At 34.8% G+C, this 13767-nt stretch carries 10 protein-coding genes and 1 tRNA gene; 7 read left to right on the forward strand and 4 right to left on the reverse strand.

The annotated features are described in order from the left end of the window. The first annotated feature begins 96 nt into the window (after positions 1-96). The 4 genes from ACUN8G_RS07965 to ACUN8G_RS07980 all read left to right on the forward strand — a co-directional run bounded on the left by ACUN8G_RS07965 (position 97) and on the right by ACUN8G_RS07980 (position 5812). Positions 97-621 (forward strand): TIGR03546 family protein, encoded by a 525-nt coding sequence (locus ACUN8G_RS07965; RefSeq protein ID WP_437346287.1) that lies wholly within the window; start codon positions 97-99, stop codon positions 619-621. Beyond that, entirely contained in the window at positions 618-2465 is a 1848-nt protein-coding gene (locus ACUN8G_RS07970) for a TIGR03545 family protein (RefSeq protein ID WP_437346286.1), read from the forward strand. Before ACUN8G_RS07965 ends, ACUN8G_RS07970 begins: the two co-directional genes overlap by 4 nt. Positions 2466-2470: 5 nt before the next feature. Next, positions 2471-3196, forward strand: coding sequence for a LytR/AlgR family response regulator transcription factor (locus ACUN8G_RS07975; RefSeq protein WP_437346285.1), 726 nt, complete (start codon positions 2471-2473; stop codon positions 3194-3196). 408 nt (positions 3197-3604) lie between these two features. Next, positions 3605-5812, forward strand: a complete 2208-nt coding sequence (locus tag ACUN8G_RS07980; protein WP_437346284.1) for an ATP-binding protein — start codon at positions 3605-3607, stop codon at positions 5810-5812. A 227-nt stretch (positions 5813-6039) separates the two neighbouring features. Here ACUN8G_RS07980 and ACUN8G_RS07985 read toward each other — a convergent pair whose 3' ends face one another. Both ACUN8G_RS07985 and ACUN8G_RS07990 read right to left on the reverse strand, forming a co-directional pair. Further along, positions 6040-8262 (reverse strand): NADP-dependent isocitrate dehydrogenase, encoded by a 2223-nt coding sequence (locus ACUN8G_RS07985; protein ID WP_437346283.1) that lies wholly within the window; start codon positions 8260-8262, stop codon positions 6040-6042. 387 nt (positions 8263-8649) lie between these two features. Next, positions 8650-8722: transfer RNA gene (locus tag ACUN8G_RS07990), tRNA-Thr, on the reverse strand. Positions 8723-8986: 264 nt separating this feature from the next. Between ACUN8G_RS07990 and ACUN8G_RS07995 the strand changes: the two genes are divergently transcribed. Next, complete coding sequence (locus ACUN8G_RS07995) at positions 8987-9745, forward strand: TrmH family RNA methyltransferase (RefSeq protein ID WP_437346282.1); 759 nt, start codon at positions 8987-8989, stop codon at positions 9743-9745. Here the strand turns inward: ACUN8G_RS07995 and ACUN8G_RS08000 are convergent. Continuing rightward, the gene (locus ACUN8G_RS08000; RefSeq protein WP_437346281.1) at positions 9742-11625 is read right to left on the reverse strand and encodes a putative porin; all 1884 of its coding nucleotides are present in this window, start codon (positions 11623-11625) and stop codon (positions 9742-9744) included. The two genes, ACUN8G_RS07995 and ACUN8G_RS08000, sit on opposite strands and share 4 nt — an antisense overlap. A gap of 209 nt (positions 11626-11834) precedes the next feature. On the opposite strand from ACUN8G_RS08000, the gene ACUN8G_RS08005 reads away from it, so the two are divergent. Further along, on the forward strand, positions 11835-12122 hold the full coding sequence (locus ACUN8G_RS08005) for an HU family DNA-binding protein (protein ID WP_437346280.1): 288 nt from the start codon (positions 11835-11837) through the stop codon (positions 12120-12122). Between the two features lie 40 nt (positions 12123-12162). On the opposite strand, the gene ACUN8G_RS08010 is transcribed toward ACUN8G_RS08005, so the two are convergent. Beyond that, positions 12163-12663, reverse strand: a complete 501-nt coding sequence (locus ACUN8G_RS08010; RefSeq protein WP_437346279.1) for a hypothetical protein — start codon at positions 12661-12663, stop codon at positions 12163-12165. A 56-nt stretch (positions 12664-12719) separates the two neighbouring features. Here ACUN8G_RS08010 and ACUN8G_RS08015 point away from each other — a divergent pair, with 56 nt between their 5' ends. After that, the gene (locus tag ACUN8G_RS08015) at positions 12720-13703 is read left to right on the forward strand and encodes a YpdA family putative bacillithiol disulfide reductase (RefSeq protein WP_437346278.1); all 984 of its coding nucleotides are present in this window, start codon (positions 12720-12722) and stop codon (positions 13701-13703) included. Positions 13704-13767: the final 64 nt, after the last annotated feature.

A 13767-nucleotide genomic window follows, 5' to 3' on the forward strand; every position in this document is an offset into this window, starting at 1 on the left:
CCTCGTTTTATAGATTCTAACATAACAAAATTTTTTATTTACTATAAATAGTTTTCTTTATTTTTAATTATAGTTTTCAAAAAAATAGAAAAAAACATGTTCTGGATTAAATTAATAAAAGATGTAATTAAGATATTCAGAGAGGGTCAATCGCCCGCACAAATAGCAGGCGGCTTTGCAATCGGTATGGCTATCGGGTTGTCGCCTTCATTCAATTTGCAGGGATTGCTACTTTGGATTATTCTCCTCTCTTTGAATGTTAATCTCGCCGCAGCATTCCTATCTATTACGTTTTGCAATCTTATTGCTTATCTATTCGATCCGTTTTTTCACTGGCTCGGCTTTCAAATTCTTACGCAGGTCGATTTTCTGAAAGGTTTCTGGACATATCTCTACAATGCACCTGTGGCGCCACTTACAAACTTTAACAATACTGTAGTAATGGGCAGTTTTTTGACTGCATTAGTTTTATTCCTGCCAGTCTATATTGGTATGAAAAAAATAACTGTGCTTTACAGAAAAAAACTCTATTCTAAAATTCAGAAATTGAAAATCTATGAAATCCTCAGGCATAACGATATTGTCAAATGGTACATTAAAATAAGGGATATGCAGATATGAGGAAGGGAGTTCTTTTTTTCTTACTGTTTGTTGTTCTTCTTGTAAGTGGACTTGTCTATTTTTTTGCGGACAGATGGGTAGAAAGAGCAATCGAAATTTCAATTGAATCCGTTACGGGAGCCAAAGCGGAAGTCGACGATTTACATCTTAGTTTTATTCCAATCGAAATTACCTGGAAAAAACTTCAAATTGCCAATCCGTATAACACGTGGACAAATGCTATTGAAACAGGCGAAGTTAAGTTCGGAGTCGACTTTAATCAATTGCTCAGAAAAAAGATAATCATTGAAAAAATTGATATTAACGGATTACAATTGCTAAGTAAAAGAACGACCGACGGTGCTTTACCCGAAGATGAAAGGAAAAAATCGACTCTTTACAGGGCAGAAAAGTCGTTTATTAGGTCTTACCGTAAAGCCTTCGACGAAATGATGGGCAACATACCCCGCTTCGACATTAATGACATTAAAAAGAATTTTAATCCCGACAGTCTGATTAAACTACTCGACCTAAAAACATATTACTTCGCTGATTCCCTCCGCTTAAAAGTATCGGAAACTGCTGACCAGTGGAATGAAATTGTTAGTCAATACGAAAGAAATAAAAATAAATTAATTGAACAGATTGAGGAAATTAAAAAGATCGAACCGAAGAGTCTAAATAATGCTCAAAATATTTTAGCAGCAATCGAAAAAGCCGACAGGGGATATAAAACATTAAAACAAATTAAAACTGAATATGAAGAGCGATTCAATAAAATAAAAAGCGAAGTTACATATTATAGAAATGCGTATGACACCCTTCGGAGAATTTCTTTGGAAGATTACGAGAGACTAAAACAGCTGGCGAGATTACCCGACATTAAATCTCCCCGATTGGCGCCGATAATTATTGGTAATGAAATCCAGGAGCGAGCAAAGAATTACATCGCCTATGCGGAATTGATTAATGCAAGCATTCAGAAATACAAACCTGAACCAGACTACGAGAAGCCGCCCCGTTTCGAAGGACAAGACATCGAATTCCCGGTAGAAGGCACATATCCCGATTTCTGGATAAAAGAAATCAGAGTAACGGGTGGAAATCCAAACAGTCGAATTTTTGTGGGTAAAGGTACAATAGAAAATATTTCCGACAATCAAAATCTTACGGGTAAGCCGATCACTTTTAAACTCGAAGGTGAACTGAGTAACAATCGCCATGTTTTTATTGCTGGTACAATCGAAAGAAGAAATTTTCGTAAAATTGATAAGTATAGAATTGAACTCAGAGACGTTCCTGTTGGAAAAGTTAAACTTGGCACCAATAAATTTTTGCCCACAGAAATTAACAATGCTTTCTTATCCACAAAGGCTGATATCTTCATTAACGAAAATGATTTGAACGTGATTCTGGATAATACATTTACAAATATGATTCTATTTTTTGAAAAACAGCCCGAATCAATAGTTGAAAGAATTGTATACAATACATTGAATGGTATTAAAAAACTTAGTACAACTCTCAGATTCTGGATTGATGATGGGAAATATGATATCTCCCTGAGCACAAATTTAGACGAGGAAATTGCCGCTGGCATTCGAAGGTCGATCGGTCAGGAAGTAGAGATGTTGAAAGGGCGGTTGAAAGAACGATTCGACCAGATTGTGGCTGCCAAAAGAGCAGAACTTGAAAAAATTTACAATGAAAAAGTTGTGCCCATTGAAGAGCGGATTAATCAATATAGAGAGCTGGTTGAAAATTATGACAAGTTGATTGAAGAGAAGAAAAAAGAATTAAACAAACGACTCGAAGAAGAGAAAAAAGGATTCATCGAAAAACAACTCAATAAACTCATAAAGTAGGGACAATGAAAAAAATTGTTGTGCTTGAAGACGACAAGGTGTTGTGTGAAAGTATAAAATCCGCCTTGAGTTTGAATGATTTTGAAGTATTTATCTCATACGACAGCTTTAAAGGATTGAGTCTTATAAAAGAAGTTAAACCCGACATTATTCTTTGCGACATTATGATGCCTGAATACGACGGTTACTGGGTAATCGAGAAAGTTCGCAGCTTGGAGGAGTTTAGGAATATTCCATTCATTTTTATAACCGCAAAATCGGAGCGGGAAAGTTTCAGGAAAGGAATGGAAATGGGTGCAGACGATTACCTGACAAAACCATTTAAAATATCGGAGCTTATAAAAGCAATTGAAGTACAATTGAAGAAAAAAACTAATTACAAAGAAAATAGACTGACTTTGGAGGATTTTCTTTTTGTTGATGCTGGGAATAAAATTGTAAAAGTAATGGTTAAATCGATAGTTGTTATCGAAGCGGACAATATTTATTCAATTATTACAACCAGCGATGGTAATAAATACAACATCAGAAAATCGATGTCGAATTGGGAAGAAATTCTACCCAGTCATTTTGCCCGGGTACACAGGGGTGTAATTATAAATCTAAATTACGTAAAGCAAATCGAAAAATTATCAGATCAAACGAGGATTTTTAATCTCGAAGGTTATGACCGGCCTGTAAGGATAGGAAAAAGTTATTGGGCAGATTTGAAAGGGAAAGTGATAAAGTAATTATTATTCTTTTCCTGATAAAATACCTATAGAAATAAGAGAATCTTTAACGCTGAGCAAATAATGGTGAAATCCACTTTTTGCTAAATGAAAAATTAGTCATAAATACTCATCAAGCAATTAGAACACGATTATAAATTCCAATTAAACTGTTTATTGAACTTCTCCTGCTGTTAATACAGGAGTTCTAATACGAAAATAATATTACTATTAAGTTTTGTATGTTCAGTAAATATTGATAGAATTATTAAGCAGTATTCAAAAAAACTTTCAGAAAAATGATTTCTTAATATAACGAATGAATTTTAATTGATTAATCTAAAGTTAAGTTATAATTTATTATCAGGTTTTTTCTAGATCCTTTTTGCAATCGTTAATTGGAATATATAAACTTCAAAAAGAGAATAAATGTTAAGAGCTCTTTTATTAAACGCTTCTTTGCTGATTGCAATCGGTTCCTCGTTTAATCTTCTCTACAATTTACGTAAAAAAAACGGAGTGCTCTTTAACATCCTAATAGGAATTGTTTTTGGCGCGTCGGCTATAGCAGGGATGAACATTCCGTATCGATATGCACCTGGAATTATTTATGATGGACGTTCGATTATTATGATTGTGACAGGGCTCTTTGGTGGACCAATTAGCACTACGATTGCTGTTATTATTGCATCGAGCTTCAGAATATATATGGGTGGCTCTGGAATCCTGGCGGGTGTGGCGACTATTATTGGAACTGCATTAACCGGATTAATTATTAGACGTCACTATAATAACAATCCTATCTATTATACTTTAACAACTCTATTTTTTGCAGGTCTGATTGGGCACATTGTAACTCTAATTTCACAACTACTCATAATACCATTTCCGAGCGGCTGGTTTATAATACGACAAATCTGGCTGCCGTTTGTGACCCTATTTCCAATTGCTACTACTTTACTCGGATTAATCTTTCTTAATGAAGAAAAAAGAATTTACTATGAACAACAATTATCGAGTGAACGAGAAAAGCTTAAACTAATAACGGATAACATAACTGACACAATTTGGTTGACCGACTTAGACTTTAAACCTCTTTATATCAGTCCTTCTGTAAAGAATCATCTTGGGTACTCTGTCGAAGAGTGTATGAAATTAAAGCTAAAAGATTTATTCCCGGTTGAAACTTTGAAAAAAATAAATGCATGGCTCAATGAAGAACTTGCAAAGGAGCAACTACCCGATGCTGATAAAAGTCGCACACGAATTTTTGAATTTCAGGCATTACGAAAAGACGGAAACTTAGTTGAACTGAGCATTAATACAAGTTTTTTAAGAGATGAATTTGGAAATCCGATCGGTATAATTGGCGTTTCAAGAGATATTACAGAAAAAAAGAAAAATGAAAAGGTAAAAGAATTGCTCTACGATATTTCAGGTATATCCATCTCCGAAATAAGTCTGGCTGAATTTTCCGCTCAAATTCACAAGGAAATAAAAAGAATATTAAAAGCAGAAAATTTCTATATAGCTCTCTATGATAATGAAAGTGATTTGTATCGGTTGATTTATCATATCGATCTGTATGATGATTATGTAATTAATAAACCAATTAATTTGAAAAATGGACTTACAGATTATGTTAGAGTTAATAAAAAAGCAAAGCTCGTCAAGTTACGTGATGCCGATCCCAATGAAAATGAAGGTATTAAAATAATAGGCCACAAAGCAGCTATCTGGATGGGTGCACCGATAATTAATGCAATTAACGGCGAAGCCATTGGAGTAATTGCTCTTCAGGACTATGAAAATGAACTTGCCTATTCAGAGGATGACCTCAGAACGCTTGAAATTATTGCAAACCAACTTGGACAATTTATAGAACGTGTAAAAATACTTGAAGAACTAAAAATAGCCAAAAACAAAGCAGAGCTTTCTGATCGAATGAAAACGGAATTTTTAGCTCAAATGTCGCATGAAATAAGAACCCCGATCAATATTATTACGGGAAGTATGCAGTTAATTCGAGACGAAATTCCAGAATCGAATAATTCTGATATAGAAGGACTATTTGAAAGTATTAATATTGCTGCTGCACGAATAATCAGAACAATTGATATGATACTTAACTATTCCGAAATACAAACCAATTCTTACGAGGCACAATTTAAAATTCTTGATTTAAGGGAAATTTTGAGTAATAAGATACTCGGAGAATTCAAGATTTTAGCACAAAATAAGGGTTTGAGCCTAAAGTATGAATGTTTTGCAAAGAATACTAAAATTAAAGGGGACGAATACAGCATACATCAAATATTTGCTAATCTGGTTGATAATGCTATTAAATATACGAATAAAGGAGAAGTGAAAATTGTAGTTTCAGAGTTTGATAACAAAATTAAAGTTGAAGTTTCAGATACTGGTATTGGAATGAGTGAAGAGTTTATGAAAAAATTATTCATGCCGTTTACTCAAGAAGAGACCGGTTATACCAGATTGTACGATGGTAACGGTTTAGGATTGGCTTTGGTTGAGAAGTATTGCAAGTTGAACAATGCTATAATTGATGTGAAAAGCAAAAAAGGCGAAGGTTCTGTTTTCATTGTGATTTTTAACTGTGAAGATAAAAATATCTAGAATCGTTATCTCTGATATTTCATAATGAACAACTTAAATTAAGGTAAACCGTTATTTTATACGCAATAATAAATGAATAAATTTTTCTTCCAATTTGCTGAATTCATAATAATAAGGAAGAATAAGAATTTATTACATCCTTATTATTGGCCTTTTGCGGATTTAATATTAAAAACGGACAAAGATAAATTTCTTTGTCCGTTTAAGCGAGACTAATTGGATTAATATTAAAGCTCATCTATGATTTTATTAAATGTGGTGCTGGGTCTCATAACCGACTCAGCTTTGTTGTCATCTGGTAGATAGTATCCGCCGAGATCTACCGGCTTACCCTGAACAGAAATTAAATCCTTCATTATCTTCTCTTCGTTTGTTGAAAGTTCTTTAAATATTTTTTCAAATCGGGACTTAATTTCTTTGTCGTCATTTTGTGATGCTAATTCTTCTGCCCAGTAGAGAGCCAGATAAAAAGAACTGCCTCGATTGTCAATTTCATCTGCTTTACGTGACGGTAGTTTCCCGTTTTCTAAATATTTTCCGATAGCTCTGTCGAGAGTTTCGGCAAGCACTTTTGCTTTGTAATTTTGGGTTTTCTCATAAACCATTTCTAAAGATGGTACAAGAGCACAATATTCACCGAGCGAATCCCATCTTAAATGATTTTCTTTGAGAAGTTGGTCTACGTGTTTAGGAGCCGACCCACCGGCGCCAGTTTCAAATAATCCGCCTCCTTTTAAAAGTGGAACTATCGAAAGCATCCTGGCACTTGTGCCCAATTCCAGTATCGGAAATAAATCCGTCAAATAATCTCTAAGTACATTTCCTGTTACCGAAATAGTATCCAGACCTTTGCGTGAGCGCTCGCATGTATACTTCATTGCGTCTGTCGGTTTCATAATTTTAATTTCGAGTCCGGAAGTGTCGTGTTCTTTTAAATATTTATTTACCTTTGCGATAATTTCTCTATCGTGAGCTCTGTTTTCGTCCAGCCAGAATATAGCTGGAGAGGAAGAAACTCTCGCTCTGTTAACAGCTAATTTTACCCAGTCTTTTACGGCTTCGTCTTTTGTTTGACACATTCTAAAAATATCGCCGGCTTCAACTTTTTGTTCAAGCAAAGTTTCGCCTTCACTGTCAACAACTCTTACAATTCCATCGGATTTCAACTCAAATGTTTTATCGTGAGAGCCATATTCTTCCGCTTTTTTAGCCATCAGACCAACATTCGAAACAGCACCCATTGTTGCAGGATCGAATTGACCGTTTGCTTTGATATCGTCAATTATTGCCTGATACATTGTGGCGTAGCTACGGTCGGGTATCATGGCTATGCATTCCTGGAGTTCGTCGTTTTTGTTCCACATTTTTCCACCGTCGCGAATAACAACCGGCATCGAAGCGTCGATTATTACATCGTTAGGAACATGTAGATTTGTTCTGCCGGTGCGCGTATCGACCATAGCAAGACCCGGTCTATTCTCATATACTTTATTGATGTCGTTTTCGATTTCTAAACGCTTTTCTTCTGGGAGTTTATTTAATTTTTCAAGAACATCCATCAGTCCGTTATTAACATTCGCACCAATTTCTTTTAAAGTGTCAGAATGTTTTTCAAGTGCTTCATTAAAATAGACCGAAACGGCATGACCGAACATGATCGGATCAGAAACTTTCATCATTGTCGCTTTTAGATGAAGCGATAATAGAAGACCATCTTTTCGTGCTTCTTCAATCTGTTCTTCATAAAACTTTCTCAGCTCTTTTACGTTCATTACTGCTGCATCTATTATCTCGCCTTCAAGCAATTCTAACTTTTCTTTTAAAATGATAGTATTCCCGTTCTTGTCGACGAATTCGATTTTTACTTCATTATTTTTGTCAAGAGTTAGCGATTTTTCAGTACCATAGAAGTCGTTTTGTTTCATATGAGCAACGCGAGTTTTGGAATCTTTCGACCATGGTTTCATCATTTTGTGAGGATGTTTTTGTGCGAATTTTTTTACAGATGCTGCTGCTCGCCTGTCTGAATTCCCTTCCCTCAGAACCGGATTAACTGCAGAGCCCAATATTTTTGAATATCTTTCCCTTAATTTTTTTTCTTCGTCTGTTTTGGGTTCGTCGGGGAAATCCGGTATCCGATAACCTTTTTCCTGCAGCTCTTTAATTGCTGCTTTCAACTGCGGGATTGTGGCACTAATATTCGGTAATTTAATAATGTTGGCATTAGGATCCTGTGTAAGTCTGCCGAGTTCAGCTAAATGGTCGTCAACTCGCTGGTCCTCATTCAGATATTCCGGAAAATTAGCCAGTATTCTTCCAGCCAGTGAAATATCTTTTACTTCGAATTCAATGCCTGTGCCTTTTGTATATGATTTTAATATCGGCAGCAAAGAATAGCTCGCTAAAGCTGGCGCTTCATCTGTTTTTGTCCATATTATTTTAAAACTCATGACTATTTTCCTCTTAAATTTTCTTATTAAGTCTATTATTTATCGCTTTAAAATACAGATTTAAGCATAATTAAAGAACATAATTGAATAGAAAGACACGAAATATTTTTTATGAACAATGTATAAATCAAAAAATGCTCATATAGAAAGGGATTATTAGTAAATTCTCATTAAAATTCATTCTTACCAAATCATCATTAATATTGCAGCGGAAATATTGAGTAAATTGTTACAAGTGGAAGACACGAATAATTAAAGTAACTGATTCTTTAACTAAACCAGTTCAAATTGGGCGGGATTAGCTTAATAAATGATATTATTTAGTCTGATTGAAAGTTTATTTAAAAAAAGAAAGACCCGATAAAAATATCGGGTCTTTATTGAGTGAGCTGGCGAAGGGATTTGAACCCCCGACCTGCTGATTACAAGTCAGCTGCTCTACCAACTGAGCTACGCCAGCAAAAAAAGTCTTAAAGTCAGCTGCTCTACCTCCGTCAGTTGACGGATGAGCTACGCCAGCAAAAAAAGTCTTAAAGTCAGCTGCTCTACCTCCGTCAGTTGACGGATGAGCTACGCCAGCAAAAAAAGTCTTAAAGTCAGCTGCTCTACCTCCGTCAGTTGACGGAGCTATTTACCAATTCAAAATTGACGAGTGCAAATCTACTAAATTATCTCGTTTAAGTGCAATATCGATGCGAAATTTTTTATTTTTGTTCATGTAAACATGACAAAAAATGAACTTAAATATTACTCCTCCCTTCAGAAAAAGAAATACCGAAGAATGGAGAAAAAATTCCCGGTGGAAGGGGCAAAATTAATCAAAGAAGCCCTCGAAGCAGACTATCCATGCGACATTGTTTTTTATACAAATCAATTTGAAGAAAAATCAGAAGAATTCTTAGAGTATCTGAAAAAGAAAGGATGCAATTCAAAGCTAATAACTCAAAGAGAATTGGAGCGGCTAAGCGATACGGAGTCGCCGCAGGGTATAATCGGATTTTTTATGGAAAAGGATTTCTCATTCTCTGTTTCCAATTCCAGATTTTTGCTTGCACTCGAAGATATTTCCGATCCTGGAAATATGGGCACAATTGCACGGAATGCAGACTGGTTTGGATTGGGAAAAATTATTATTAGCAGAGACTGCGCGGAAATTTTTAATCCGAAAGTAATCAGAGCTTCGGCGGGCTCGATTTTTCACGTGGAGATTTTACGTCCCGATGATTTTTATGAATTTTTGTCTGAACTCAAAAAAGTGAAATACACTATTCTTACCGCCGATTTAACTGGAGAGAACATTTATGACTTTAAACCCGAAGGAAAAATTGTTCTGGTTCTTGCCAATGAAGCAAATGGCCCGACTGAATTATTGAAGTCGATAACGGATAAATACCTTACGATTCCAGGATATGGCAAAGCAGAATCGTTGAATGTTGCTTCTGCGTCGGCTGTTTTAATTTCAGAATTGGTTCGTAGAGTTTAATCGAAAAATTCCCATGCAACACCGAATCTCACCGAACGCTCTTGTTTAGGATAATATGGAACTATGAAATATCGGGAATTAAACATATTCTCCAGGACAAAATAAAGGATAGCTCGTTCCTGCAATTGACCGGCAAAGAAAAAATCGATCTGATTTGAGGACTTGAATAAATAGTCATCGTCTTTGTAATACTGCCATGAAGTAGATATCATTTTCTCGAAGTCGTAATAAATTCCCTGCCGTTTGCCGTAAAGGTAAATATTAAAACCAGTCTTAAAATTCAGATTTCGATTGAATAGCGTATCTACATAATAAATTCCGCCGGTCATTACAAACTCGGGCAAGGCGAGTGAATTTCTTCCATCGGTATTGAAATAGTGGCATGCGTTTGTTTCAAACAGTAATTTCCAGAGTTTCAATTCAGAACGTAAATTAATTCCATTGAGTGTAACATTTTTTGAAATGAATCCAGCCTTAGTCATTATTAATTTGTTATTGATTTCCTTACGGAAATATGAAACTTCAGTGCTCAATAAAGGTGAATGGTAAGATATTTTAACTTCGGCAGTATGATAGATCTGTTCGTTACTCTCATTAAATTGACTTCTTTCGTATAAATTATAAGGTTTGCTAAAGTTAGAATAACCCGCGTAGAATGATAAATACGAAGATGAGAGTATGTTGAAATCAAATCCATAACCAGGATAGGAATTCCCGTTGTAATTGAGATATTTACCAAAGAAAGAGAGTTCGATATTCTCGTTAATTAAATTGGTAGTCACGATTAAAGAGGAAGCAAAAGTCGTAAATTTGTCCCTATCGATCAAAGATGAAGATAGCGAAATATATTCAAACTGATTAATAGAATAAAATTTGAGTGCACCGAGATTTAATGATTGATTATAATTCAATCCAATTGTTTGCGAGCGGTTGTCCCGCATAATCGTATCGACATTTGCTTGAGTAATAAAATAAGTTGTATCGTTTTGCCTGTATTCGTTCAGATGCGAATGAAAAAAGAAAGAAATTTTGTAAGGCGCATTTGATGCAAGATACGATTTTATTCCAATGTCAAAGTATCGAAAGGTTGATTTTTGATATCTGTAATAGAAATTAACAGGCGCAAGTAATGGATTATAAATCACGGAATTTTCATAATCAAGTGGTGAGCTTACAACCGAGTCGATATTCACACCTCCGTTTAATTGAGTATTGGTTCTGGAATATTTAAACGAGGAAAAAGCAAATGTGGAATCGTTCAATCTGTAGTTTGCTTTTAATGTATATGCCCATAGACTGTAGTCGCTATTAGGATAGCGAGGACTTGTGCTTTGATTGGTAATTTCGAATGATATATTTAGTTTTTGGGAAAAGTTAGAGTTGAAATAGCCGTCAATGAAACCTTCATCGTATGGTGCTTGATAATAACGCAATCTTGTAAACGGTCTTTCGTAGAGATAATTTCTTGAAACGAAATTCAGCGATGTCGGATTGTTGTTCGTACCATATAAAAAACCTCTTGTAAGTGGAATTAACTCAATCTTTTCAATGCTTTCCGACTGAAATAAATTTAGGTCGATGGCATTGAAAATTTTTTCGTTAATAAATACGCCGTCGCTTAAAACGGAGATATTATTGAAACCTTCGCCGTATAAAATCGATTCGTGTGGTTGGCCCACTGTACCAAGATCTCTCAAAAATCCGAACGGCATGAATTTTATAAGATCGCCTGTGTATCGGTAATCTGAAAAATTTATATATCTTTTACTAATTGAGTTTTCAGTTGAGTCAATTAAATTGCCCATTCTGTGAAGAGTTGAATCTGACTGTCCTCTAATAGTTAAAAAAGAAAAAATCAGGAGTGCAAAAATTCTTTTCATCGTTTTAACTTTTTTCATAGTGCAAAGATAGTTTTAATTATTTAATCAAAAAAGCGTGAAATCTATTGATTAATTTCAGCTTTATGATATAAATCAAAATATTGATAAAAAAGACAAAAAATGTTTGTTTTAAGTTGAAAAATTGTTAAATTTTGTACGTCTGCTAAAAGCAGGAATGTAAAATATTCAATAATAAAAGGAGTAATCCTATGCCAATGACAAAGAGTCAAATTGTAGATCACATGGCAAAGAAGACCGGGCTTACAAAAAAACAAACTGCACAATTTCTCGAAGAGTTTGTTGCTCTGGCTTACAAAGAAGCTAAAAAAGAATTTCTCATTCCCGGATTGGGTAAAGTAGTCCTTTCAAAACGAAAAGCCCGTACAGGAAGAAATCCACAAACTGGTGAAGCCATTAAAATTCCTGCAAAGAAAGTTCTCAAATTCAGATTCGTTAAAGCTGCAAAAGACGCAATACTGGGAACGGACAAAAAGTAAGAGATTTTTCTGCTCATTTAAATATTTAAGAGGCTGCAGGTCAGCCTCTTTTTAATTTTTTTCTGTCAGTTCTAATTTTATTAAGAAGATTATTGTAAAGACCTTCTGGAATGTTTTGCAAGATTTTTGTCAGTAATTTCTGAAATTCTCCTACGTGAGAATAGAAACCTACAGTTATATTCTGATATTTATCATATAAATAAATTGGGCGCGTGGGATAACCGCTGAAAATTCCTCCTCGCAATTCATCGATGTTTTTATAATGGATTACCACTTTCTTTTTACTCATAAAAAAGTCACTGCATATCATCTTTTCATTGTCAGCTTCTATTGTAAATGGAAAGAGCCGATAAGTCTTAAAAAAATATCTGTTAAGTATATAAATAATAAAGCCGTTGAGTGCTGCAGGAAATACGAAATACCATTTTTCAGTAATAAAATAAATTGAAGAAATAAAATGGATCGAAAGAAAAAACGTGGCTATTATATTTCCGTATCGATAAATTATGCGCGCAAAAAAAGAATAACTGAATTTTTCCATTTTGTTTTGTGTTAATGAATCGAAAGATTGATCGTTAATATAGAAAAAATAATTATATGAAAAAGAAAATATACGATGTGATCATTGTAGGTGCCGGTCCTATAGGTTTGGCCTGCGGCATCGAAGCTGTCAAAAGAAAATTTGAGTATCTAATTATCGAAAAAGGATGTCTGGTAAATTCGATTTATAATTTCCCGGTAAACATGACATTTTTCTCAACATCGGAACGACTTGAAATTGGTGGCGTGCCATTTGTATCGCACGGTGTTAAACCAACCCGGCGTGAAGCTCTTGAATACTACAGACGTGTAAAATCTGCATGGAACCTGAAAGTAAATTATTTCGAAAAGGTGGAGGAAATTTCACGTTTAGAAGATTTTTTCGAAGTTGTTACGGATAAGTCTTTATACAGATGCAAAAATCTAATATTGGCCACAGGATATTACGACACTCCGAATTTAATGAATATTCCGGGTGAAAATCTTCCCAAAGTATTTCATTATTACAAAGAACCACATCCTTTCAACGACCAGAAAGTGGCAGTAGTAGGTGGGGGAAATTCTGCCGTCGATGTGGCTCTCGAAACATTCAGAAATGGAGCAGACGTGACAATGATTGTCAAGAAAAGCTGTCTTGACAAAAGTGTTAAATATTGGGTTAAACCTGATATTGAGAACCGTATTAAGGAAGGAAGCATAAAAGCATTTTTTAATTCAGAACTCTTGGAAATTAAAGAAAACGAAATTGTTATTGAACAGAGTGGTAAAACAATTACACTGAAGAACGATTTCGTTTTTGCCATGACGGGTTATAAACCCGACTTCGAGTTTCTTCTAAGAGCGGGCATTGAATTAAAAGGAAGAAGATTGAAAGTTCCCTCTATAAATCCCGTGACACATGAGACTAACATCCCAAATCTTTTTCTTGCAGGAGTAGTTTGTGGTGGAATGAACACGGGAAAATGGTTTATTGAAAATTCAATTGACCACGCCAGACGAATTTTCGAAGCAATTGTCAAAAAGAAAAAGATGAAAAAATAAAAAAGACTTTTTTCTATTGTCTTTCATCTGGCATATATTTGTAGAATAAATTTTCATAATAAAT

The sequence above is a fragment of the Melioribacter sulfuriphilus genome (assembly GCF_052656625.1).

Coding starts and splice junctions, on each gene's coding strand:
- ACUN8G_RS07965 (WP_437346287.1), top strand. CDS start 97: ATGTTCTGGATTAAATTAATAAAAGATGTAATTAAGATATTCAGAGAG.
- ACUN8G_RS07970 (WP_437346286.1), top strand. CDS start 618: ATGAGGAAGGGAGTTCTTTTTTTCTTACTGTTTGTTGTTCTTCTTGTA.
- ACUN8G_RS07975 (WP_437346285.1), top strand. CDS start 2,471: ATGAAAAAAATTGTTGTGCTTGAAGACGACAAGGTGTTGTGTGAAAGT.
- ACUN8G_RS07980 (WP_437346284.1), top strand. CDS start 3,605: ATGTTAAGAGCTCTTTTATTAAACGCTTCTTTGCTGATTGCAATCGGT.
- ACUN8G_RS07985 (WP_437346283.1), bottom strand. CDS start 8,262: ATGAGTTTTAAAATAATATGGACAAAAACAGATGAAGCGCCAGCTTTA.
- ACUN8G_RS07995 (WP_437346282.1), top strand. CDS start 8,987: ATGACAAAAAATGAACTTAAATATTACTCCTCCCTTCAGAAAAAGAAA.
- ACUN8G_RS08000 (WP_437346281.1), bottom strand. CDS start 11,625: ATGAAAAGAATTTTTGCACTCCTGATTTTTTCTTTTTTAACTATTAGA.
- ACUN8G_RS08005 (WP_437346280.1), top strand. CDS start 11,835: ATGCCAATGACAAAGAGTCAAATTGTAGATCACATGGCAAAGAAGACC.
- ACUN8G_RS08010 (WP_437346279.1), bottom strand. CDS start 12,663: ATGGAAAAATTCAGTTATTCTTTTTTTGCGCGCATAATTTATCGATAC.
- ACUN8G_RS08015 (WP_437346278.1), top strand. CDS start 12,720: ATGAAAAAGAAAATATACGATGTGATCATTGTAGGTGCCGGTCCTATA.